Below are 22,873 nucleotides of genomic sequence, written 5' to 3' on the forward strand. Positions count from 1 at the left end.
CGGCTCGGCGGGGCGTATTACTTACTGTGTGCAGTGATTACTTAACGACGACGGTACCGGCGGTGCTCGACCATCGTTGCGATGATGCGCATGTGGTCGCGCTCGCTGTGCATGATCGGGAAATCGTCGTTTAGGGGGACGAGCTCGAAAACCATCTGGCCGTGGTCGTTGGTCCCGCGCGGACGGTACTTCTTGAAGGTCGCCTCTTCATGTCCGTTTTTTGCAACAACGAAGTCGCCGGGTAGGGGTTCCACTCGCGGATCTACGATCACGCGGTCGCCCTCAAAAAAATCCGGCTCCATCGACTTTCCCCGTATTTCCAGCCCGAAAGCACTCTCAGATACTTCGACATCGGTCATTATTGTTTCAAACCCTTGCCCGAGCGCATACGGATCGATTGCCTCCGTCATCAGGCCGGCTTGAACGTAGCTGATTACGGGAACCCGGCGATGATCGACGGGTGTCGGTCCGATGTTCGCATCGAATTGCTTTGACATCCGGCCGCCATTATCGGTCTTCATAAGGGCGCCCGTTTGCTTAATGTAACCTAGTTTTTCACCATTCGTCGGCGATTCGACAGCATTGTCGAGTGCTTCCCCGCCGATGGCGATGGCGTTGCTGTCGCTATCGAGATAGCCGACGCCCATCCGATATTGATCCTCGATGCGTCGCGCGGCGCGCTCGCCAAAAGAGGCGTTCGCGTTCAAGAGCTGTGAGAAGTAGCTCTTTTCCTTCTGCGGCGTGCCGTTGAGCGCTACCCACTTACGCAGCTGGGTGCGTCGCTTTTCCTGTATGTCCATTGTAGTAGTTTAGAGAACTATAAATTAGTATTCACTTGACCAATGGTTTAGTGATAACTAAACTCGCCGGCATGGACCTCAAAACCTACCTCGCCACTGCCGAGCGCGGAACGGCCACCAGACTGGCCGCGTTTCTGCACGTCTCGCCGTCCTATCTCTCGCAGATGGCGCACGGCACTGCTCCAATCTCCGAAAAGCGTTGCGTTGCGATCGAAAAGTGGACGCAGGGCGATGTCCGTAGACAGGACTTGCGGCCCGTCGATTGGCGAGAAATCTGGCCCGAACTCGACCCGGACTTTGTTGCGACGAAACGGTTGGCCTCGAGTGACGACACTCAGCCGCCGGTTGGTAGGCCTCCGCTTGACTGCGGCGAAAGCAGCAAATGAAGAAAGCGCCTGAAACGTTCGTCGTCGCGTCGCTGCTGCGCCGAGAGGGTGATGGCGACTTTCACGCGCCGTGCCGCAAGTCGTTGTCCCGCAACCCTGTTACGCATGGTGTACCTCCGCGCGGCGGATTCCGTGCGCCTGCACAACATCGAGAGGCGTTTTTATGAAACGGCTGTTTGCCCGACTGTTGCTCACGCTGCGGCGGCCTGCGCTCGAGTTGCACGACGAGCAGGGGCTGCGCGCTGGCGCCGAGCAGGCGCGGATCGATGCGCTGCAACCCGATCGGCTGCCGTGGCGAATTAACGAGGGGCGGGTGACGCTCGACCGAGTCGATTGATCGAAGCGCGAATGGGTGCGCTCGCCTACGCGTTCTAGTTGTTCTTTGCGCCATGCAGTAAGTCGGTGTGTGCCGTTTGGCGCCATTGTCGCATGGGCGTGTGTCGATTCATTTTTGTTGATCATCGCTGGCTCGGTGGGTTGTTGCTTGCGTGAATCGTAGGCGACCTGGGAGCCGGTTAACAGCATGAAAAGTAGTTATCCACAAGGGGATAGAACGTGACGTCGAGATATAGCGAGACTGCATGGACCGATGTGCTTTACACGTCCGTGCTCAAGACGCCGGGCAAGGTGGAGGAGGCCGCGCGCTTTCTGACCGAGCGCCGCGGGGTGCGCATCGGCGCCGAGTCGCTTCGCTTGAAGTTGCGGGAGGTCGAGGGCGCCCGGATTTCGGGCGAGATGTTCGAGCTGCTCGTCGAGTGGATGGTCGAGAAAAACCAGCCGCACGCACTGGATGCCGTGCATGCGTTCAATGCCCGCTTTGGCTTGATCGCCTCTGAAACGGTGGCCGACCCGGCTCGCGATGGCATTGGCGCGCTCGTCAATGCCGCGCTCGTCGTCAGCAACCGCACGGGCCAACTGGCTGACGAGATCCGCAAGGCGGCCGAGGACGGCAAGATCGAGCCGCGTGAAGTCGAGTCGATCGAGCGTATTGCGCGCGAAGGACAGCGACAGATCGAGCGCGCGGTGCAGACCGCGCACGCGCTCGTCGACGCGCAGCACTAACGACGCCTTTACGAATGCCGGGGGTTTAATGGGCGCCAGCTACGAAGCTGAAGCGCAAGGGGTCATTGCGTCCGTCGAATCCGAGCAGGCAGTGCTCGGTGCGTTGATGCTCGACAACAGCGCGTATGACCTGATCAGCGCCACGGTTACGGCCGAGGATTTCACCGTAGGTGAACACCGTGCGATCTTCAATGCGATCACACACCTCATTCTCGCGCAACGGCCCGCTGACGTCGTTACGGTCTATGAGCGGCTGACGTCGACGGTCGCGAAGGTCGAGCAGCCGCTGCGCTATCTCAACGACCTCGTCGGCTCGACGCCGAGCGCGGCGAACATCGTGCGGTACGCGGAGATCGTAAGTTCGCGCGCGCAGCTGCGCGGCGCGGTGCGCGTCGGGCGGCAACTGATCGAGAACTGCCACAACACGGCCGGGCGGCAATCATCCGAAATTCTCGACCAGGCGCTCTCGGGCATCCAGCGCCTGACCGAAACCGCCGCGCGCGGCGCTGACGAATTCCAGCCGATGTTGCCCGCGCTCACGCGCGTCATCGAGCGTATCGACGAGCTGTTCAACCGCGAGGACCGCGGCGGCATCACGGGCACGTCGACGGGCTTCGTCGATCTCGACGCGCGCCTTGACGGCATGCACGGCGGCGAGTTGATCGTCGTCGGCGGTCGTCCATCGATGGGTAAGACGTCCTTCGCGATGAACATCGCAGAGCACGTCGCCATACGGCTCGGTTTGCCGGCCGCGGTCCTCTCCCTCGAAATGCCCACAGAGCAGTTGACGATGCGCATGCTGGCGTCGGTGTCGCGAATCAACCAGCAGCGCCTCCGTACCGGTCGCCTTGAGGACGACGACTGGCCGCGGCTTACGCACGGCGTGCAGACGATGGCGGATGCGCAGATCGACGTGCTCGACAGTTCCGCGATCACGCCGTCTGCGTTCAAGGCGCGCCTGCGCCGCCTGCATCGCGAGCGCGGCCGGCTCGGCGTGATCGTGATCGACTACCTGCAGCTGATGTCGGGCGATAGCGCCGGCACCGAGATGCGCGCGAGCGAGGTCGCGGAAATCTCGCGTGCGCTCAAGCAGATCGCTAAGGAGCTCGATGTGCCGGTTATCGCGCTCTCGCAGCTTAATCGCGGCCTGGAGCAGCGTCCGAACAAACGTCCGGTCATGTCCGATCTGCGCGAGTCGGGCGCGATCGAGCAGGACGCCGACGTGATCCTCTTCATCTATCGCGACGAAGTCTACAACCCGGACAGTGCCGACCGCGGCACTGCCGAAATCATCATCGCCAAGCAGCGTAACGGCCCGATCGGCACCGTTCGCCTGGCGTTCCAGAACGCAATTACCCGGTTCGAAAACTTCGCCGAACCGGACACAGGTTATTGACGCATGAGAACCATTTCACCGTTTTTCACGTGGCGCCGCGCGATGGCGCGCAGCGAGCTGCCGTCGACGACGAAGCTCGTGCTGTTCGTGATCGCCGAATATGCCAACGCCGTTGACGAGATCGTGTGGCCGTCTGTCGAGACGATCGCCGAGCTCGCGAGCCTCACCGAACGCAGTGTCGGCACACACCTCACCGTTGCAGAGCAATCCGGCTGGCTGACCCGCTGGAAGTCGCGCAAACGCGGCCGGAAGTGGGCGCATGGCCACTATCGCCTGTCGATCCCCGAGAGCGCTGCGCGTACGCAGATGGACATGGCCGAATTCGACCTTGCAGCCAGTGATGCTGTGGATAACCTCGAACTGGAAGGAGATTCCGGTAAACCGGCCCAAAACCGGAAAGAGGAACCATTTTCCGGTAACGCCCAAAAAGCAGGCAGCGTACCGGAAGCACGTTCCAATTTTGCTCAAGAAATGAGCAGCGAAAGCGAAAGTTACCGGAACGACGTTCCTACTAGTAAACCAGTTAACAGAAGTACGTATACAACCTCCCTCTCTCATACCTCAGTGGTTAGTACCACGGGCGGCGATCAGAGAGAAAAACATGTGAACGAAGAGCGCTCGCTCGCGCTGTGGATGCTTGAGCGGATTCGCAAGCGCATGCCGGATCTGGCACAGCCCGATATCGGCGAATGGGCGGCTGAACTCGCAGCGATGATCCGCGACGACGGGCGCACGGCACACGAAATCGCGCGCCTCTTTGCGTGGGCTGACGTCGATCGCTTCTGGGCCGCCATCGTGATCGCGCCCGCGCGGCTGCGCAAGAACTGGGACGAAATCCGTCGACGGCGCAACGCGGCGATAGAAGCGAAGCGCGCGACCGGCGCGGCGAACGGTGCTGCGGCACCCGCTGCTGACGATCGCCAGTGCGCTCACGAAGAAAACGGCTGCCGCTGCGCGCGCAGAGCGACCACCATCATCGGCGCCGGGCTGTCCCGGCGCGGCTACTGCCGGGACCACATCGGCTATCACGAGGAATGAGCGAGGACCGCATGAAACTCGAAGATCGTTTGATTAATTGGGCGAGATGCCAGCGTGTGTCGCCGAGCGACGCTGGTGGCTTGGGGCTGACCGCCAACATCTATTTTCGCGATACAAGCGTGCCGGGCAGGACGATCGACGCGTCACTTGATGTTGAGGACGCGAATCGCATTGAGGTCGCGCTGCGAGGGATCATGCCGATGGATCGGCAACTGTTGCGGATGCACTTCGTGTGGCGCAAGCCGCCGTTCGTCATCTGCCGTCGCCTCGGTTTGCGCGTTCGACCAACGACGATATTCGATTTCGCGCTTGCGCACGCAGTGCGCGCAATCGAGGAGAAGCTTGCCGCGCCGCGCCGCGAGTTCGTGTCGATGCAGTCGATCATTGACAGCATGAACGAAAAGGCACTTGCGGAAACGAAATAGCTCGCATACACTCCGCTTCACAACTTGATTCCGGTTTCTACCGAGTGTGTGCGGCCCTGCCGGGTATCAGCACGCCAAGCGTAAGCCGAACACCTAAAGCCTCGAAGCGAAAGCCTCGGGGCTTTTTGCATTGGGTCGCGTCATGCCGAAGAAAGCACCAACGAAATGCCGGCATCACGGCTGCTGTCGATTGATCGATGAGCCGGGCTTCTGCGAGGCGCATGCGAGCGAGACAGCAGGCTGGAATCGAAACCCGCATCGCGGCTCGCGCCACGCACGTGGCTACGGTTCGAAGTGGGTCAAGCTGCGCGAAAAGATTCTCAAGCGGGACAACGGGCTTTGCCAGCCGTGTCTCGCGCTCGGTCGCGTGGCTGCGGCGCGCCACGTCGACCACATCGTGAGCAAGGCCGAAGGCGGAACCGACGACGAGTCGAACCTCCAGTCGATCTGCGTCGCGTGCCACAAGGCAAAGACGGCCGACGAAGGTGCGCGCGGGCGCGCCCGGCGCTGAGCAGGCGCGCGAGCACGAAATTTCGACAATTTTTCAGGACTGCTTAAATTTTAGGCAGGGGGGCGTGTTTTTTCCAGGCAAAACCGCTTCGGGACCGAACGCCCAGCCAAATTTTTTCGTGGCACGTTTTTCAGAGAGGGGGGGGTTAAAAACGCCGCCCGATAGAGCCGCTCAGACAAGGCGAGATGAAGTTTTTGTCGGCTCACGCACAGGAAAGGCTCTATGGCTTCGAATGAATCGAATACGCCGGCCCCGGGTGGCGTGGCTGCGCGACCTACCGTGGGCAACGTCGGAAAGGTGATTGAGTCGCCGCCGCCTCCGCCGGGCGTGCACTTCGAGTCGTCGCACCGCAAGGTGTGGGACTACCTGTGCCTCGCGCTGCGCGAAGAGGGTGTGCCGCACAAGACGGCGGGCGTGATCCTCGCGATTGTGTGCGTCGACTTTGTGCGCTGGGTGAAGGCCGAGCTTCAGCTGCGCGACTTCGAAAAGATCAACAACGGATCGTTCATGACGACGACGCCGAACGGGCACGTCCAGCCGCATCAACTGTACTACGCGGCGAAGGGCCTGAAAGACGGATTGCTCAAATGTCTGCCGGAAGCCTGCCTGACACTGCCATCGATGCTGATCGCGAAATCGAAGATGGAGGATCCGAATCCGCAGGACGATTTGTTCGATCAGATGCTGGAGCATGCACGGTCGCACCCGAGCGTCTCGCACGCCTGACGCCCGGCGACCTGCATGAGTGGGATGTCGCCTACGGCCTGCCGGTTTTGCGCGGCGATGTCGTTGTCGGCGAGTTCGTGTTCCTCGCTGTGCTTCGGCATTACGAGGATCTGGTCGATGGCCCGGCGCGCGCCCTGCTGTTCAGCGCGGCGCACGCATGGCACTGCATCAACTGGATCGAATCGCAGTTCCTGCACATCAAGGGCGCGAAGGCGGGTACGCCGCTCGTGCTCGATCCTTGGCAACGTTTCTGGACCGCGGTGCTGTTCGGTTGGCGTCGCGCGGATACGGGGCGGCGCCGCTTTCGAACGGGCTATGAAGAGGTCGCGCGCAAGAACGGCAAGTCGACCTGGAAAGCGGGCATTGCCGATTATCTGTTTCTGATGGACGGCGAGATCGGGCCGGAGGTGTACACGATCGCGACGACGCGCGAGCAGGCGATGAGCGTGTTCAAACCGGCGCTCGACAACTACAAGCGGCGCGTGCGGCGTTCGCGTAAGTTTGCAAAGTTGGTCAGGGTCTACGACGGCACGAATCAGGAGCGCATCGCGCTCGGCAGCGGCATCTTCAAGCCGCTGCCGGCGAACGCCGATTCGCTCGATGGCCTGAATCCGCATGTGTGTATCGTCGACGAGCTGCATGCGCACCCGACGCGCGAAGTGTGGGACGTGATGGAGTCGGCGCTTGGCGCGCGGTTGCAACCGTTGATCTCGGCGATCACGACTGCCGGCTACATCCTCGACGGCATCTGTACCGAGATCCGCGCGTACCTCGCGCTGATCCTGAAGGGCAAGAAGGTCGACGACAGCTTCTTCGGCTACATCTACACGCTCGACCCGAAAGACGATCCGCTCAATCCGGACGTCTGGGTCAAGGCGAACCCGAGCCTCGGGAGCGCCAAGACGCGCGAGTACATGGTTGCGCAGGCGGCGAAGGCCGCCGAGCTGCCGAGCGCGAAGGCGAATTTCCTGACCAAAGACCTGAACGTCTGGGTCAACTCGGCGTTGAGCTGGTTCGATATCGCGGTCTGGGATCGCGGAGGCGAGCCGTTTGTCGTGCGCCGGCTTGCAGGCCGCAAGTGCTATGGCGGCCTGGATCTGGCGAGCACGCAGGATTTGTGCGCGTTCGTGCTGGTGTTTCCGCCGCCCGACTTCGATGGCGACACGGTCGAAGCGCAGGACGAGGACGGTGAGTGGTTCGTGGTCGCGCGGATCTTCGCGCCGCAGAGCAAGGTCGACGAGCAGTCAAAGAGCGATGCCGCGCCGTACGCGAAGTGGGCGGCAGAAGAGTGGTTGACGGTGACCGAGGGCGCGGTGGCGGATTACGGCGCGGTGCGTGACGCCATCGTCGAGGCCTGCGATGTATTCGACGTGCAGGACATCGCGTTCGATCCGTGGAATGCGACGCACGTTGTGAGCGAGCTGCTCGAACGTGACGTGCCGATGGTGCAGCTGGCGCAGAACATGGCGGGCCTGTCGCCGGGCGCGAAGCTGCTCGAGCGGCTCGTCTACAGCGGCGCGCTGCGGCACGGCGGTAATCCGGTTTTGCGCTGGTGCGCGAGCAACGTCACGCTGCTGATCGACACCAACGAAAACATCCGGCCGAACAAGAAAACGTCGAACGGGCGCATTGATCCGATCGTCGCGACGTGCATGGCGCTCACTCGGGCACTCACGCACGAGCCCGATCCCGAACCGGAAATCTACATCCTATGACGCATAACGCGAACAGTGCGGGCCGCGCCGATCCGGGCGGCTCGCGCATCCTCAATGAGTGGAACGCCCAGCGCCAGGCGCAGCGTGTAAATGCGCAGGGCACGGTCGGGCCGGTGCCCGTGAGCGAGATCACGCGCGGCAGCGAAGCATATAGCTGGCTGACCGGCGCGCCGGGCCGCGGGCGACCGATCAGCGAGCGCGGCGCAATGAGCGTTGCGACCGTGTATTCGTGCGTGTCGCTGATTGGCGGCGCGATCGCCGCGACGACGATCGAGGAATTCGAATCGGTCGGACTGGATACGCTGCCGGTGAAATCCGACTTCTGGTATCTGCTCAACGAACAGATGCACCCGCGCTGGTCGGCGGCGGTCGGCTGGGAGTTTGGCATTCAGGGGCTGTTGCTGCATGGCGATATGTTCATGCGGATCCGGCGCGTGACGCCGTGGTCGTCAAAGATCGAAGCCTTCGAGCCGTACCACCCGCTGGCTGCGTTTCCCGACATCGTCGACGATCGCCTCGTCTACACGCTCTGGAACGAGACGACGGGGACGATCGAGGTTGTCGATCAGGACGACATGATCCACGTTCCCGGCCCGGGTTTTGACGGGCGGCGCGGCATGTCGCAGATCCGGCACGTGTTGCGTCAGCCGGTCGGCATGTCGGCGGCGGCCGGCGAACTGATCGAAGCCCTGGTGAGCGACGGTCTGCGACCCGATCTCGTGCTGAAAGCAGAGGGCAAGCTGGATGAAGCGAAGGTCCTGCTGCTGCGAAAGCAGTGGATGGAGCGCTACTCGGGGCTGAACAACAGCAACGCACCGATTGTCCTCGGCGGCGACATGGACGTGAAAGAGATCAGCATGTCCGTCGCTGACGCGCAGCTGATCGAAAGCCGCAAGCTGACTGATGACGACGTCTGCGGGATTTTCGGTGTGATGCCCTACATGATCGGCCGGCCTGAAAAAACCACGACGCTCGGTTCGAGCGTCGAGCAGTTCGGCATCAGTTTCGTGAAGTACACGTTGCAGCGGCACATGGTGAAGATCGCGCAGGAACTCAACCGCAAGGTCGTGCGCAGTGGAAACCGCGGCGTGCGCCATGACGTGTCGTCGCTTGAGCGCGGTGACACGAAATCGCTCTACGAAACGTTGCGCCTTGCGCGCGGTCGCGCTGGCGAGCCGGGAATCATGACGCTCAACGAGGTGCGCCGCCGCTTGAACCTGCCGACTGTGCCGGACGGTGACACCATTTTTCAGGGAACCAAAGATGCGCAAAAACCAGATCCTGCAGCTGCTCAATGACAACCGCGGGCGCGCGCAGGGTTTGCGCGTTCAGGCGTCGGCCGACGCCACCGAAGTCACGGTTTATGTGTACGACGTGATCGTTACCGACGACTGGTGGGGCGGCGTGTCCGCTGCCGCGTTCGTGCAGGCGCTTGCGTCGATCACTGCCGATGTGATCCATCTGCGCATCAATTCGCCGGGCGGCGATGTGTTCGCGGCGCGTGCGATGGAAACGGCAGTGCGCGGCCATTCGGCAAAGGTCATTGCACACGTTGACGGCGTGGCGGCCAGCGCCGCGAGCTTCCTGATGCTCGCGGCCGACGAGGTCGAGATTACCGATGGTGCCTTCGTGATGATTCACAAGGCCTGGTCGTTCGCGATGGGCAATGCGGACGAACTCAAAGAAACCGCGAACCTGCTCGACGCCGTCGATGCATCGCTGGTTCGCACCTACGCGAAGGAGACTGGGCAGGATGAGGCCGACATTGCAGCGTGGATGGCCGCTGAGACGTGGTTTTCCTCGGCCGATGCCATTGAAAAGGGCTTTGCGGACCGGCTCGCCGGTGGCGACCCGGGTGCGAATGCCTCCGCGTGGAACCTCTCGGCGTATAGCAACGCGCCGGCGCCGACGCAGCAGCGCACGCCGCCGGCAGCGCCTGCACCTTCGGACGCTGCGCCGCCGGCGCCGAGCGCGAGCAGCGAACCGGTTTTACGCGTTCCCGATCTGGCCGCGATGAAGCGCCGGCTCGACCTGTCGCACCGTCTCTGACGCTCTCCCGCGTCGAATCCCGGGGCCGCTTTCGAGCGGCCTTTTTCTATTTCATCAGTGGAGCATTTATGGCTATTGCACAAGGCATTCAGGCATTGCGGGAGCGTCGCGATGCGCTCGCAAAGAACCTCAACAACCTGCTCGAAAACCATCCGGGCGACAAGTGGGGCGCCGATCAGCAGAAGACCTACGACGACGGCATGAAGGAAATCGACGACGTCTCGGCCGAGATCAAGCGTCACGAAGGCCTCATGGCCCGCCTCGCGGCCGACGCGCTGAACGGCAACACCGATGGCCTGCGCAACGCCGTCACGAAAACGCAGGGCGCGCACAACGAAGGTACCGCCTCGTTCCGCGCGTATCTGGCCGGCGGCATCGCGGCAATGTCGGCGGAAGATCTGTCGGCGATGCGCGCCCGCCAGACGCCTGACGTCCGGGCGGCGATGTCCACGACGACGGGCACGGAAGGGGGTTATACGGTCGCGACCGAATACTACCGCCAACTTACCGAGGCCATGAAGCAGTATGGTGGCATTCGTGATCTCGCGACGACGATCCGCACGGGTACTGGCGCGCAGATGAATTTCCCGGCCGCCGACGCGACGGCCGAAGAAGGTCAGATCGTCGGGCAGAACGTGAAGACGGACGCGCTGGATACCGGTTTCGAGAACATCACGCTCGACGTCTACAAGTATTCGTCGAAGTCGATCGCGATCCCGTTCGAGCTGATCCAGGACAGCATGTTCGACATCGACGCATACATTCAGGCGCTGCTCGCGATGCGCGTCGGCCGGATCACCTCGCGCCACTTCATGACCGGCACCGGCAACGCTCAGCCGATGGGGCTGATGGTTGCTGCTGCGGTCGGCAAGACGGCGGCGTCCGCGACCGATTACACCTACGACGATCTCGTAGATCTGGAGCACAGCGTCGATCCGATCTATCGCGCGCGTCCGAAGACGGGCTGGGCGATGAACGACGATTCGCTGCGCGCCGTTCGCAAGATCAAGGACGAGCAGGGCCGCCCGATCTTCGTGCCGGGCTACGAGCAGGGCAACCCGGGTGGCGCGCCCGATCGTCTGCTGAATCGCCCGCTCACCATCGTGCAGGAAATGGACTCGGCCGCTGCGGGCAAGAAGCCGCTCGCTTTCGGCGACTTCTCCAGCTACTTCATCCGCGAGGTGATGGACCTGACGATCTTCCGCATGGTCGACTCGGCGTACACGCTGAACGGTCAGGTCGGCTTCGTCGGCTTCAACCGTCAGGGCGGCAACCTGATCGACGTGGGCGGCGCGGTCAAGACGTTGCAGATGGCGGCCGCAGCGGGTTAAGTGCAGTAACGGGCGGGCCGCCGCGAAGATGGCTCGCCCAGTTTTTGAGGATTCCTATGTTGCGCGGCGAATTCTTTCCGGACGTGGTCGGGGCCGACACGCCCGAGGTTACGGAGGTGCCAGCTGAAGAGGCGCTCACGCTTGAGCAGGCGAAGCTGCATCTGCGCGTTGACGGCAGCGCCGACGATGAGCTGATCGAAGCGGCGATCGTTGCCGCGCGCGAGGCGCTCGAAAAGGAGCTCGCCCGGCCGCTGCTGCCGCAGACCTGTGTCGTGCGGCTCGACGAATTTCCACGCGAGCGGATCCTGCTGTGGAGCGACGTCAGCGAGGTCGTGTCAATCAAGTACACCGACCCGACCGGGATGGCGCAGCAGATCGACGTCGCTGAAGTCCGCCTGCGCCGCCGCGCGTACATCGTGCCGCGCAACGGCTGGCCGAAGGGAGAGGGCGTCGAGATTACGTTCAGATGCGGGGCTTTCGGCTCGCCTGACGCGGTGCCGGAATCGTGCTGCAGCTGGATGAAGCTGATGCTCGGCACGCTTTACGAGCAGCGCGAATCCGACACGGCAGAGCAGACGTACAGCCTGCCGGGCCGCTTTGTCGCTGGTCTGATCGATCGATACAGGAATGAATCGCTATGAGCGCGAAGCCGGGGCGCATGCGTGATCGCATCACGCTGCGCGTGCGTACTGATGCGCCGACGCTCGATATGGGCGTAGAGGCGGGCTACTCGGCGCAGGTCGATCGCTGGGCAGAAGTGACGCCGGTCGGCGCGGTGGCGTACGCCGCGTCTGTCCAGGCCGACGCGCGCGTGACGCATCGCATGCGCATGCGCCTGTTCGACGAGATCACGACGCAATACGAGGTGGTCTGGAACGGATGGGTGTATCGCGTCAGGCGCGCCAAGCATGAGCACGCGAAGCGCGAAACAACGCTCGAGGTGGAGGAGCAGCACCGTGGCGAATAAACCGGGCATCTACTGGCACCTCGACGGCTTCGATGGTTTTGACAAGCGCATCGACTTCGACAAGCGAAAGATTCGTGCCGCCATGCGGCGAGCCGGTGCGATCGTGCGCACGCGTGCACGCGCCGATCTCGCGAGCGGCACGTCGAGCGGCGCTGGTTATCCGGCTGTGCGCAAGGGCAACCTGCGCCGCAGCATTCGCGTCAAGGTCAGCCGCTCGGGGTTTCTGGTGCGCGTCGCGCCGTACAAAACGGCGGCGATGGGCGCGCACTTCTATCCGGCCTATCTGCACTACGGCGTGCGCGCGAAAACGAGCGCGCATCACAGCGCAGTGGGCGGATGGCGGATCGAGCCGCGCGAGAACTTCATGGCCGACGCGTTGCAGGAGTCGGCCGGGCAGGTCGAGTCGGTGCTGCGCGCAGCGTTCGAATCGGCATTCGCAATCAGGTGAGGCCGCACGATGAAAGTTACCCCCGTAGTGCTGCAGCTGCGCACCTACGTTCCGTTCTTCGAGAAGCGCGTGGCGGCGGCGATCGACTTCGACGCCGTGCGCGACGAAGCGCTGCTGCCCGTGCCCGCGGCGTATGTCGTGCCGACGCATGACGACGCGGGCGAGAACCAGACGCAAAACACGGTGCGTCAGGACATTACCGACGAGTTCGACGTGGTCGTTGCGATCGCGACGACCGACGCGCGCGGGCAGTCACGCATCGACCAGCTGCACGACGTGCGCGCGATGTTGTGGAAAGCGCTGGTCGGCTTCGAGCCGGTCGCGGACTGGCTGCCGATCCAGTACGTCGGCGGCGGTCTGCTGCTGATGAACCGGGAGCGGATCCTGTACCGCTTCACGTTCTCGACCACTTTCACGCTCGGCGGCGGCGATACGCCCGAGACGTGGCATGAGCAATACCTTGCGGGCCTGCCGGACCTCAAGGGCATCACGGTGAGCACCGACGTTATCGATCCGATCGTCGACGCGAACCTTCTGGAGCCCGGCCAGAAAACAGGTCCGGACGGGCGTATCGAATTCACCATCAGAGAGGATTTCAATGGCTAAGACGATGACCGTCAAGCCGGCCGAGGGGCGGGTCGTGCCCGATCCCGACCGGGGCGACGAACTGCCCGCCGGCGGGCGGGCTGTGCCGCGCAGCGCCTACTGGCGTCGGCGCGTCGCGGCGAACGACGTGATCGAAGTTGGCGCGGCGAGCGCGGAGACGGCGCCCGCCGTGCCCGCGGGCGACGCGTCGGCTGCGGCTAACACCGACGACAAGGGAGCCCAGTAATGCCCGTCTCGTTCAGCAATATTCCGGCTTCGGACCTGCTCACTCCACTGTTCTACGCGGAGATGGACAACTCCCAGGCCAACACGTCGACCGGCTCGGAAACGCGCCGCCTGCTGCTCGGGCAGGTCAACGACGATGCAACGGGCGAACTCGGCACGTTGCAACTCGTGACGAGCCTGAGTCAGGTGCAGGCGATTGCCGGCGTCGGTTCGATGCTCGCTGCGCAGTTTCAGGCGCTTCGACGCACCGATCCTGCCGGCGAGGTGTGGGCGGTTCCGGTCAAGCTTGCCACGGGCAGCGCGGCCGAGGGCACCGTCACGATCGCCGGCACGGCGACGGCCGCGGGCGTTCTCAATCTGTATATCGCGGGCAAGCGCACGCAGGTGACGGTCGCGAGCGGTATGACCGCGAGCGAGATCGCGGCGGCCATCGTGACCGCGCTCGCCGACTCGTCGACGATTCCGGTCACCGCTGCGGCTGAAGAGGCGGTCGTCACGCTCACCACGCGATGGAGAGGCGAGACCGGCAACGACATTACGGTCGCGATCAATAGCAAGGGCACCGCGGGCGGCGAGAGCACGCCAGCTGGCATCACGGTCACGATCGCGGCAATGTCGGGCGGCACGGGGCAGGTCGACGTCGCGGATCTGCTCGCCGCGGTCGGCGACGAGGCGTTCGAGTTCACGAACTCCGGATGGAGCGACGAAACCGCGCTCGACGATCTCAAGGAATGGATGAACGATGTCTCGGGGCGTTGGGCATGGTCGTCGGGGCTGTTCGGTCACGTCTATACGGCGCGCCGCGGCGCACTCGGTACGCTCGTCGCCGAAGGCAAGCTGCGCAACGATCAGCATGTCACCGTGCACGGCTTCGAGACCGGTGTTCCGCAGCCGGCGTGGGAGGTCGGCGCCGCGTGGATGGGCATGACGGCCGTATTCATTTCTGCAGATCCGGCACGGCCGACGCAGACGGGCGCGCTGGTCGGAGTGGATCCCGCGCCGGCCGGCTCGCGCTTCATCCTGACCGAACGCAATTCGCTGCTCAAGTATGGCGTGGCGACTGCGGTGTACTCGGGCGGCTACTACCGCATCGAGCGCGCCGTGACAACGTACCAGCGCAACGCACTCGGGCAGGCTGACGATTCGTATCGCGACAGCGAGACGATGCACCAGTCGGCCGCGATCATCCGATACCTGCGCACGGCGGTGACGAGCAAGTACCCGCGTCACAAGCTGGCCGACGACGGTACGTCGTTCGGGCCGGGCAACGCGATTCTCACGCCGAGCATGGCGCGCGCCGAGATGATCTCCGCGTATTTCGCGATGGAGGAGCTCGGCTGGGTGGAGAACGCGACCATGTTCGCGAAGTACCTGGTCGTCGAGCGCGATGCGAACGATCCGAACCGGCTCAACGTGCTGTTCCCGCCGGACTACGTGAACCAGCTGCGTGTGTTCGCGCTGCTCAATCAGTTCCGCCTGCAGTACGCAAGCGAAGTGAGCTGATCGGGCGTTGCCCCTGCACTGAACCGGATGGCCCGCCGCGCGCGGGCCATCCACGTTATGGAGGCCCGATATGGGTAAGAGAACCGCCGGCACCTGCTATTTCAAGGTCGCCGGAAAGCAGCTGGAAATCACGGGCGGCGTCGAAGCGCCGCTCAGTGATACGGAGCGCGAAACGATCAAGCCGGGCTACTACTCCGAAAAGGAAAAGACGCCCTACGTGAAGGTCGACGCGCTGTTTACGCCGGATTTCCCGATCGACGACATCGTCAGCGGCACGGACATGACGATCACCGTGGATTTCGCGAACGGCAAAACGTATGTGCTCAGCGGCGCGTACATCGTGGGTGACGCCTCGACGACTGGCGACGACGGCAAAACGTCGTTGACGTTTGAAGGCCGTAAGGGGAGCTGGCAATGAGCGACGTTACTTTCACCCTGTCCGAGCCGATTGAGGCGCACGGCGACACGCTCAAGGCGCTGAAGCTGCGCAAGCCCACACCGGCCGACGCGCGTGCGGTCAAGGCACTCCCGTACCAGATCGCGCAGGACGAATCGGTCCAGATCAACCCGGACGCCGCTGCGAAGTACATCGAGCGCCTGGCGGGCATCCCTGGTTCGTCGGTCGCTTCGATCGATATCGTCGACTTCAACAACCTTTGCTGGACGGTCGCCGGTTTTTTCATGAACTCGGGGTCCGCAAAGTCGAGCAGCTAATCGACCGGGCTTACGACGCCGCGTGGTTCTGGCGTCTTGATCCCGAGGTGGTGATGGCGCGGCCGATCGAACGGTTGCTGGAGTCGATCGGTCACGCCGACCGGATCATCGAGGAGAGCCGCGATGGCGGATAAGTTTCAGCTGAAGGCGCTTATCACCGGCGTCGACAAACTGTCGCCAGCCCTGACCGGGATTCGCAAGAACATTGCGAAATTCCGTAAAGGTCTGAAAGAGGATGGCCTCGGCGACATCGGTTTCAAGGACATCCTCGCGGGTGGCGCTATCGCGGCGCCGATGATCGCCGCGACGAAGGCGGCGATCGATTTCGAGTCGTCGATGGCGGATGTTCGCAAGGTGGTGAACTTCGACACGCCCAAGCAGTTTGCGGAGATGTCGACGGACATCCTCGATCTGTCGAAGCGTCTGCCGATGGCGGCTGCGGACATCGCGAAAATCGCGGCGGCCGGCGGTCAGGCGGGCATCGATCGCAGCGAGCTGCCGCGCTTCGCCGAGGACGCCGTCAAGATGGGCGTGGCGTTCGATCAGACCGCGGAGGAAGCGGGGCAGATGATGGCCACGTGGCGCACGGCGTTCAAGATGGGTGAGGACGACGTCGTGTCGCTCGCCGACAAGATCAACTACCTCGGCAACACCGGGCCCGCGACGGCGGCGAAGATTTCCGATGTGGTAACGCGCGTCGGCCCGCTTGGCAAGGTGGCAGGCCTCGCGTCCGGCCAGATCGCCGCGCTCGGTGCGACGTTGATCGGCGTCGGTGTGCAGCAGGACATCGCGTCAACAGGCATCAAGACCTTCATGTTGACGCTCGCGTCGGGCTCGGCGGCGACAAAGCAGCAACAGCAGATGTTCAAGGCGCTGCGGCTGAATTCGAAATCGATCGCTGCCGGCCTGCAAAAAGATGCGCAGGGAACGATGCTCAAGGTGCTCACGGCGATCAGCAAGGTGAAGCCCGAGAAGCAGGCCTCTGTGCTGCAGGAACTGTTCGGGCGAGAGTCGATCGAGGCGATTGCGCCGCTGCTCACGAATCTCGATCTGCTGCAAAAAAACCTGACCAAGGTCGGCGACAAGACGCAGTACGCCGGCTCGATGAATCAGGAATACGCGTCGCGCGCGGCGACGACCGCGAACAACATGCAGTTGCTCGAGAACCGCATCACCGCGGTCGGCATCAGCGTGGGTGCGGTGTTGCTGCCGCCGCTGAACCAGTTTCTCGGATTCGTCGCGCCGCTGATTGAGAACGTGCAGCAGCTGGCGCAGGCGCATCCGGGGTTGATCAAGGGCGTGCTCGGCGCAGCGCTGGCATTCGCGGCGGTGCGCCTCGCTGTGTGGGGCGTGACTGCCGCATTCAAGGCGTTCATCGCTGTGTCGAACCTCACGCCGCTCGGCATTGCCGTACGGGTGCTCGCGCTGACCGCCGGGTTCCTGATGGCGAACTGGGAGACGGTGGGCCCGTTCTTCGCGAAGCTGTGGGACGGCATCGTCGGCGTGGCGAAAGCCGGGTTCAAGTGGCTTGAGTTTGCATTCCTAAACTTCTCGCCGCTGGGTCTGATCATCAAGAACTGGGAGCCGATCGTCGACTGGTTTAGCAAGCTGTGGGATCGCATCAAACCGTACGTGCAGCCGCTGATCGACGCGGCGCAGTGGTTTGGGCACGGCCTCGGCTTTGGCAGTGGCGCGCCCGCCCCGCCGGAGGCACCTGCGCCGGGCGGCGCGGGTGTCGCGGGCTGGACGACGTCGATTCCCGGGCAGCCGGGAGCCGTTGGGGCACGCGACTGGGGCGCCTCGGTGCCGCAGCAGGCGGCGCAGCAGCGCGTCAACGGCGAGCTGCGCGTCGTGTTCGACAATCCGCCGCCCGGTCTGCGGTTCGATCAGCCCGCGCCTGGCAACGGGTTCTCGATCACGCCGCAGGTTGGGCGTCGCTCGCTGGGAGGTGGGTAATGGCGACGTGGCGTGACAGGTTGCAGCCGGCGTCATTCCGCGGCGTGCCGTTCGATGTCGATGCTGATTCGATCGGCGTCGGGCGGCGCACGCAGACGCATGAGTACGTGAATCGCGATGAGCCGTATGTCGAGGATCTGGGCCGCGCGACGCGCGAGCCCGGCCTCACGGGTTTCCTCGTGGGTGACGACTGTTTCGAGCAGGCCGACAAACTGATCGAGGCATTCGAGGCAGAAGGGCCGGGCGAACTGGTGCACCCGTGGCTCGGCCGCATGAAGGTGAGCATCGTTGGCAAGGCGACGTTCAAGCGCGATCGGCGCGAGGGCGGCGTAATCCGGTTCGACGCGTCGTACGTCGAGGCAGGTGAGCTGAAGTTTCCGGCGACGACGGTCAATACGTCGCAGCAGGTGGGCACGGCGGCGGACTCGCTGGCGACGGCGTCGAAAAGCAACTTCGCGACGCTGCTCGACAAGGTCAACGCCGCGCGCGTGAGTGTCGCTGCGTACTCGCAGACGGCGTCGAAACTGTACACCGCCGTGAGTAACCAGTTCGAGCCGTTCGCGAGTCTCTTCACGGATGCCGCGGACTTTGCAAGTCAAGTTGTTAACGCGCCGTCCTACGTCGTCGACGAGCTGTTCAGTACGCTCGACGCCATGACGTATTCGTTCTCTGGCACCGGCTCGGCGCTCTCGGCGATTACGAGCGTGTTTTCGAGCCTGCGTGACTCGGGCTCGGCGTCGACGGCACAGGGCACTGACGCTGCCGGGCTCCAGTCGGCAACCGTGCAGGTGGTGCAGGACGCGCTGCTCGTCAGCGCGATGCGCACCATCGCTGCGGTGACGGTGCCGGTGGTGAGCGATACGTCGCAGTCAGGGCCGACCGATCCGGTCTCCGTGCCTGCTGTTGGATCGCAGACCGGGACGAGTGACGTCGAGTATGACGAGGCGGGCGATGTGATTGTGCCGATCGACACGCCGGTCGTCGACGACGTGCTTGCGGCGCGTGACGACGCGAACGAAACGATCTGGGACATGGGGCTGGACGCTTCCTACGATCGCTTCCAGGCGCTCACGACCGCGCGTCAGGCGATCGTGCGGCATCTGAATGAAATTGCGCGCAGCGGCGTGCGAATCGTGACGATCGAACCGGTCGAGCCGATCGCGGCGCTGGTGCTCGCCTACCAGCGCTACGGCGACGCGACACGCGCCGACGAGGTCGTGACGCGCAACCGCGTTTCGAATCCCGGCTTCGTGCCCGCCGGGGAAATCAGGGTTGCGGAGAGGTGAGGTATGGCAGACGCAAAGGAGACGGTCACGCTGAGCGTGAACGGGGAAAACCACGGCGGCTGGAAATCGGTGTCGATCGGGGTAGGGATCGAGCGCTGCTCGCGCGACTTCAATCTCGCGTTGACGTGGAAGTGGCCGGGCTCACCTTCGGCTCGGCGCGTGAAGCAGGGCGACCGCGCCGAGCTGCGCATCGGTAACGATCTGGTGATGACGGGTTGGGTATACGCCACGCCCGTGCGGCACGACAGTACCAACGTCGCGCTCACCGTCTCGGGGCGCTCGCTGACTTCGGACCTCGTCGACTGCGGCGCGGACAACAAGCCGAGCCAGTGGCGCAACCAGACGGTCGCGCAGATTGTTCGCGCACTGGTGAGTAGTTACGGGATCACGGTGATCGATCAGACCGGCGAAAGCTCGACGCTTGCCGATCACACGATCCAGCCCGGCGAAACGATTTTCGAGTCGATCGACCGGCTGCTGACGCTCTCGCATCTGTTCGCGACGGACGATGGACGCGGCCGGCTGGTGATCGCCAATCCGGGCAGCGCGGGCCATGCGGTGGATCGCCTCGTTGTTGGCGAGAACGTGCTGGGCGCCGACGCGCCGCTCGACTTCTCCGGCGTGTTCTCGGTCTACGAGTGCAAGGGGCAGCACGTCGGCAGCGACGACATGTACGGGTCTTCCGCGAGCGAGATTTCGGCCTCGGTCACTGACTCGCGCGTCGCGCGGCGGCGCGTGAAGGTGATCCAGGAGTCGGGGAACATCACGAAGGCGATGGCGCAGGGGCGAGTGCAGTGGGAGCGCGATAACCGGATCAGCAAGGCGCTGGCAACGACATACGACGTGCAGGGCTGGCGCCAGTCGAACGGGCGGTTGTGGATTCCGAACCAGATGGTGCGCGTGGTCGATCCGATCATCGGCTTCGACCGCGACATGCTGATCGTCGAAGCGACGTATACGAAGGGTGAGCAGGGGACGACGACGGCGCTGAAGGTGGCGCCGCCGGACGGCTACATGCCCGAGCCTGACGATCCGCACAAGCGGCGGAAGATCAAGAAAGCAAAGAAGGGCGACAACTTCGAATATCTGTTGCCCGCTGACTGGGAGTCGAATTGATGAGTCCGCACGAGTTCCGGGCGCGCCTGATGGGCGTGCTCGTGCGTTGCACAGTGAAGCTGGTGAATGCAGGCACGAAGATGCAGACGCTTCAGGCGGGCCTGTTCGCGGACGAGACGAAGGATGGCCTGGAGCATTTCGAGCCGTACGGATTCACGTCCCGGCCGAAGGCTGGCGCCGAAGGCATTGCGGGATTCTTCGGTGGCGACCGCTCGCACGGCGTCGTGCTCGTCGTCGCCGACCGGCGGTACAGGCTTCAGGGGCTGGAGGAGGGCGACGTCGCGATCTACACCGATGAAGGGGCAAAGATCGTGCTCACGCGTGGGCGCGTCGTGAGCGTGGAGTGCGACGAATACCGCGTCGTCACGAAGCACTACAACGTGACGGCCGATGCGTACGACGTGACGGCGCAGGCCGCTTCGATCGACGCAGACACGGCATCGTCCACGTGCGCGATCAAGGCGCCGGACGTCGTGCTCGACGACATCAGCATGGTTTCGCACTATCACGTCGAGCACGACGGGCCGCAGACGGGAGGGCCGAAGGCATGACCACGCTCACCGCAGACGAGCGCGAGGTGCTGATCCGGCGCGCCGTGACGATCAGCCTCCTGACCTGGCGCCGCGCCGAGCCGTCCGACGAGCTCGACGACGACAACCGCGAGGGCTGGTGGGGAGATAGTTTCCCGCCAGTCGATAACGATCGTATCGGCTCGCGCTTGTGGTTGCTGCGCCGGCGCTCGTTGACGGCGCAGACGCTTCTCGACGCGCAGGCCTATGCGACCGAAGCGCTGCAATGGATCGTTGACGACAAGTGGGCGAAGTCGGTCTCGGTCACGGCGACGAAAACGGACCTGAATTCCATGCGGCTGGTGACGGTGTTCGACGAGGCGTCGAGCTCGCCGCTGCGGTTCACTTTTGACAACATCTGGCAGGTGATCAATGCCGTTTGATATTCCGACTCTACCGACGCTTATCCAGCGCGCGGTGTCCGATCTCGCCGGGTCCGCGTCCGATGTGATGCGGCGCACCGACGCACAGGTGCTGGCACGCGTGCACTCGGGCGCGGCGCATATCGCCTATGGCTATCAGCAGTGGGCGTCGAAGCAACTCCTGCCCGACGAGTGTGACGAGGACATGCTCATTCGCCAGGCCAATCTGCGGTTGAGCGGTGGTCGCAAGGCGGCCGTGTCGTCGACCGGCAATGTCGACGTGACGGGGCAGGCGAATGCACCGGTCGACGCCGGCGAACTGTTGCAGACGACGGACCTGATCCAGTACGAAACGACGGCTGCCGTTGTGCTTGACAGCGCGGGCACCGGCACCGTGCCGGTGAAGGCGGTTGTTGCGGGCAAGGCGGGCGACCTCGATGCGGGCACGGCGCTCACATTTGTGTCTCCCGTCGATAACGTGTCGAGCGACGCGGCTGTCTCAACGGGCGGGATCACGGGCGGCAGCGACATCGAGACGATTGACCAGCTGCGCACGCGCGTGAAAGCGTCGTACAAACGCACGCCGATGGGTGGGAATGCGGACGACTACGTCGACTGGGCAACCGAGGTGGCAGGTGTCACGCGGGCGTGGGCAAAGCGGCGCTACCTCGGCGCAGGCACCGTGGGCCTGTTCTTCGTTCGTGACGATGATGACGACCCGTTTCCGGGCGATGCGGAAATCGCGACCGTGAAGGAATACGTCGAATCGAAGCGGCCGTTGGGTGCTGAGCTGTACGTGATGTCGCCAGTCGACAAGCCGCTGCAGTTCAAGATCAAGCTGTCGCCGGATACCGCCGCGACGCGCGCGGCGACGATCGTCTCGCTCAAGAATCTGATTGCGAGCGAGGGAGACCTCGGCGTGACCGTGATCAAAAGCCATATCGACGAAGCAATCAGCGAGACGGCTGGCGAAAACGATCACCTGCTGGTCGAGCCCACGGAGGACGTTGTGCTCGCGGTTAACGAATTGCCGACATTCGGAGGTGTGGAATGGCAGTGAGAACGCAGGCCGACTACGTCGCGATGCTGCGCCAGCTGCTGCCGCCCGGCCCGGCGTGGGATCAGGACCTGGAGCCGGATATCGATGCCGTGCTGCAAGGGCTGGCGCCTGAGTTCGCGCGCATCGATGCGCGAACGAACGATCTCCTGAACGAGATGGACCCGGCGACCATGCGCGAGATGTTGCCGGATTTCGAGGCGGCGATGGACCTGCCGGACGAATGCCTCGGCACGGAGCAGACGTTCGACGCGAGGCGCAAGGCTGTCATTCGCAGGTTGATCGGTAGCGGTGGCCAGAACGCGGCGTTCTTTATCGCGGTTGCCGCCGAGCTCGGCTATCCGAATGCGCACGTGATCGAGTACCGCGCGCCGCGGTTCGGGCGTTCTCGCTTCGGGAATGCGCATTTTGGTACGTGGGCAGCCCAGTTCTTTTGGGTGCTGAACCTCGGTGAGCGGTTGACCGGCGGCGCGCGTTTTGGCGTGGCGCACTTCGGCGAGCGATTCGGCACGAATCCGAACAACGGAATCGAGTGTCTGGTGCAGCGCTGGATGCCAGCGCATACCGTTGTCGATTTTATCTACGCGTAGCAGTCTCGATTTCAGATGCAGGGCGGCCGCGTGCC

28 protein-coding genes are annotated in these 22,873 nt (G+C 63.6%); 27 read left to right on the forward strand and 1 reads right to left on the reverse strand.

Translation table 11 applies throughout. The features are described 5' to 3' along the window. Positions 1-41 precede the first annotated feature (41 nt). Positions 42-800: a LexA family protein gene (locus LDO54_RS04605; protein WP_224007081.1), complete on the reverse strand. Its 759-nt coding sequence runs from the start codon at positions 798-800 to the stop codon at positions 42-44. A 71-nt stretch (positions 801-871) separates the two neighbouring features. Here LDO54_RS04605 and LDO54_RS04610 point away from each other — a divergent pair, with 71 nt between their 5' ends. The 27 genes from LDO54_RS04610 (at position 872) to LDO54_RS04740 (ending at position 22,838) form a co-directional block, all read left to right on the forward strand. After that, positions 872-1,186: a transcriptional regulator gene (locus LDO54_RS04610; protein ID WP_224007084.1), complete on the forward strand. Its 315-nt coding sequence runs from the start codon at positions 872-874 to the stop codon at positions 1,184-1,186. Positions 1,187-1,349: 163 nt separating this feature from the next. Then, positions 1,350-1,523: a hypothetical protein gene (locus LDO54_RS04615; RefSeq protein WP_224007087.1), complete on the forward strand. Its 174-nt coding sequence runs from the start codon at positions 1,350-1,352 to the stop codon at positions 1,521-1,523. Between the two features lie 218 nt (positions 1,524-1,741). Further along, entirely contained in the window at positions 1,742-2,248 is a 507-nt protein-coding gene (locus tag LDO54_RS04620; RefSeq protein WP_224007090.1) for a phage regulatory CII family protein, read from the forward strand. A 28-nt stretch (positions 2,249-2,276) separates the two neighbouring features. Then, positions 2,277-3,644, forward strand: a complete 1,368-nt coding sequence (dnaB, locus tag LDO54_RS04625; RefSeq protein ID WP_224007615.1) for a replicative DNA helicase — start codon at positions 2,277-2,279, stop codon at positions 3,642-3,644. A 3-nt stretch (positions 3,645-3,647) separates the two neighbouring features. Next, positions 3,648-4,682 (forward strand): helix-turn-helix domain-containing protein, encoded by a 1,035-nt coding sequence (locus LDO54_RS04630; protein ID WP_224007093.1) that lies wholly within the window; start codon positions 3,648-3,650, stop codon positions 4,680-4,682. 11 nt (positions 4,683-4,693) lie between these two features. Then, entirely contained in the window at positions 4,694-5,107 is a 414-nt protein-coding gene (locus LDO54_RS04635; protein WP_224007096.1) for a hypothetical protein, read from the forward strand. 190 nt (positions 5,108-5,297) lie between these two features. Beyond that, positions 5,298-5,618 carry an HNH endonuclease gene (locus tag LDO54_RS04640; RefSeq protein ID WP_436975501.1) on the forward strand — a complete coding sequence of 107 codons (321 nt, stop codon included), beginning with the start codon at positions 5,298-5,300 and terminating at the stop codon, positions 5,616-5,618. Positions 5,619-5,840: 222 nt separating this feature from the next. Continuing rightward, positions 5,841-6,344 carry a P27 family phage terminase small subunit gene (locus LDO54_RS04645; protein WP_224007102.1) on the forward strand — a complete coding sequence of 168 codons (504 nt, stop codon included), beginning with the start codon at positions 5,841-5,843 and terminating at the stop codon, positions 6,342-6,344. A 77-nt stretch (positions 6,345-6,421) separates the two neighbouring features. Next, positions 6,422-8,059, forward strand: a complete 1,638-nt coding sequence (locus LDO54_RS04650) for a terminase large subunit (RefSeq protein ID WP_224007105.1) — start codon at positions 6,422-6,424, stop codon at positions 8,057-8,059. Further along, on the forward strand, positions 8,056-9,357 hold the full coding sequence (locus LDO54_RS04655) for a phage portal protein (RefSeq protein WP_224007108.1): 1,302 nt from the start codon (positions 8,056-8,058) through the stop codon (positions 9,355-9,357). The genes LDO54_RS04650 and LDO54_RS04655 overlap by 4 nt, the downstream gene beginning before the upstream one ends. 67 nt (positions 9,358-9,424) lie before the next feature. Then, positions 9,425-10,108, forward strand: a complete 684-nt coding sequence (locus LDO54_RS04660; protein ID WP_224007111.1) for a head maturation protease, ClpP-related — start codon at positions 9,425-9,427, stop codon at positions 10,106-10,108. A gap of 68 nt (positions 10,109-10,176) precedes the next feature. After that, positions 10,177-11,439 (forward strand): phage major capsid protein, encoded by a 1,263-nt coding sequence (locus LDO54_RS04665; protein WP_224007114.1) that lies wholly within the window; start codon positions 10,177-10,179, stop codon positions 11,437-11,439. 56 nt (positions 11,440-11,495) lie between these two features. Continuing rightward, entirely contained in the window at positions 11,496-12,080 is a 585-nt protein-coding gene (locus tag LDO54_RS04670; RefSeq protein WP_224007117.1) for a head-tail connector protein, read from the forward strand. Then, entirely contained in the window at positions 12,077-12,406 is a 330-nt protein-coding gene (locus LDO54_RS04675; RefSeq protein WP_224007119.1) for a head-tail adaptor protein, read from the forward strand. Before LDO54_RS04670 ends, LDO54_RS04675 begins: the two co-directional genes overlap by 4 nt. After that, positions 12,396-12,854, forward strand: coding sequence for a hypothetical protein (locus LDO54_RS04680; protein ID WP_224007122.1), 459 nt, complete (start codon positions 12,396-12,398; stop codon positions 12,852-12,854). The genes LDO54_RS04675 and LDO54_RS04680 overlap by 11 nt, the downstream gene beginning before the upstream one ends. 9 nt (positions 12,855-12,863) lie before the next feature. Then, positions 12,864-13,460 (forward strand): phage tail terminator protein, encoded by a 597-nt coding sequence (locus LDO54_RS04685; RefSeq protein ID WP_224007125.1) that lies wholly within the window; start codon positions 12,864-12,866, stop codon positions 13,458-13,460. Next, positions 13,453-13,686: a DUF2635 domain-containing protein gene (locus LDO54_RS04690; protein ID WP_224007128.1), complete on the forward strand. Its 234-nt coding sequence runs from the start codon at positions 13,453-13,455 to the stop codon at positions 13,684-13,686. Before LDO54_RS04685 ends, LDO54_RS04690 begins: the two co-directional genes overlap by 8 nt. Then, positions 13,686-15,188, forward strand: coding sequence for a phage tail sheath C-terminal domain-containing protein (locus LDO54_RS04695; RefSeq protein ID WP_224007130.1), 1,503 nt, complete (start codon positions 13,686-13,688; stop codon positions 15,186-15,188). The genes LDO54_RS04690 and LDO54_RS04695 overlap by 1 nt, the downstream gene beginning before the upstream one ends. Positions 15,189-15,258: 70 nt before the next feature. Next, positions 15,259-15,606, forward strand: coding sequence for a phage tail tube protein (locus LDO54_RS04700; protein WP_224007134.1), 348 nt, complete (start codon positions 15,259-15,261; stop codon positions 15,604-15,606). Further along, entirely contained in the window at positions 15,603-15,902 is a 300-nt protein-coding gene (locus tag LDO54_RS04705; protein ID WP_224007137.1) for a phage tail assembly protein, read from the forward strand. The genes LDO54_RS04700 and LDO54_RS04705 overlap by 4 nt, the downstream gene beginning before the upstream one ends. A 123-nt stretch (positions 15,903-16,025) precedes the next feature. Further along, positions 16,026-17,858, forward strand: a complete 1,833-nt coding sequence (locus tag LDO54_RS04710; RefSeq protein ID WP_224007140.1) for a phage tail tape measure protein — start codon at positions 16,026-16,028, stop codon at positions 17,856-17,858. After that, entirely contained in the window at positions 17,858-19,144 is a 1,287-nt protein-coding gene (locus tag LDO54_RS04715; protein WP_224007143.1) for a DNA circularization protein, read from the forward strand. Before LDO54_RS04710 ends, LDO54_RS04715 begins: the two co-directional genes overlap by 1 nt. Before the next feature lie 3 nt (positions 19,145-19,147). Beyond that, on the forward strand, positions 19,148-20,260 hold the full coding sequence (locus LDO54_RS04720) for a phage baseplate assembly protein (protein WP_224007146.1): 1,113 nt from the start codon (positions 19,148-19,150) through the stop codon (positions 20,258-20,260). Next, positions 20,260-20,811, forward strand: coding sequence for a phage baseplate assembly protein V (locus LDO54_RS04725; RefSeq protein WP_224007149.1), 552 nt, complete (start codon positions 20,260-20,262; stop codon positions 20,809-20,811). The genes LDO54_RS04720 and LDO54_RS04725 overlap by 1 nt, the downstream gene beginning before the upstream one ends. Next, positions 20,808-21,212, forward strand: coding sequence for a phage GP46 family protein (locus LDO54_RS04730; protein ID WP_224007152.1), 405 nt, complete (start codon positions 20,808-20,810; stop codon positions 21,210-21,212). The genes LDO54_RS04725 and LDO54_RS04730 overlap by 4 nt, the downstream gene beginning before the upstream one ends. Continuing rightward, positions 21,202-22,251, forward strand: coding sequence for a baseplate J/gp47 family protein (locus LDO54_RS04735; RefSeq protein WP_224007155.1), 1,050 nt, complete (start codon positions 21,202-21,204; stop codon positions 22,249-22,251). The genes LDO54_RS04730 and LDO54_RS04735 overlap by 11 nt, the downstream gene beginning before the upstream one ends. Continuing rightward, positions 22,242-22,838 carry a YmfQ family protein gene (locus LDO54_RS04740; RefSeq protein WP_224007158.1) on the forward strand — a complete coding sequence of 199 codons (597 nt, stop codon included), beginning with the start codon at positions 22,242-22,244 and terminating at the stop codon, positions 22,836-22,838. Before LDO54_RS04735 ends, LDO54_RS04740 begins: the two co-directional genes overlap by 10 nt. The last annotated feature ends 35 nt before the right edge of the window (positions 22,839-22,873 follow it).

The organism is Paraburkholderia tropica, from assembly GCF_914484835.1.
In the GTDB taxonomy this organism is placed as follows: Bacteria; Pseudomonadota; Gammaproteobacteria; order Burkholderiales; family Burkholderiaceae; genus Paraburkholderia; species Paraburkholderia tropica_A.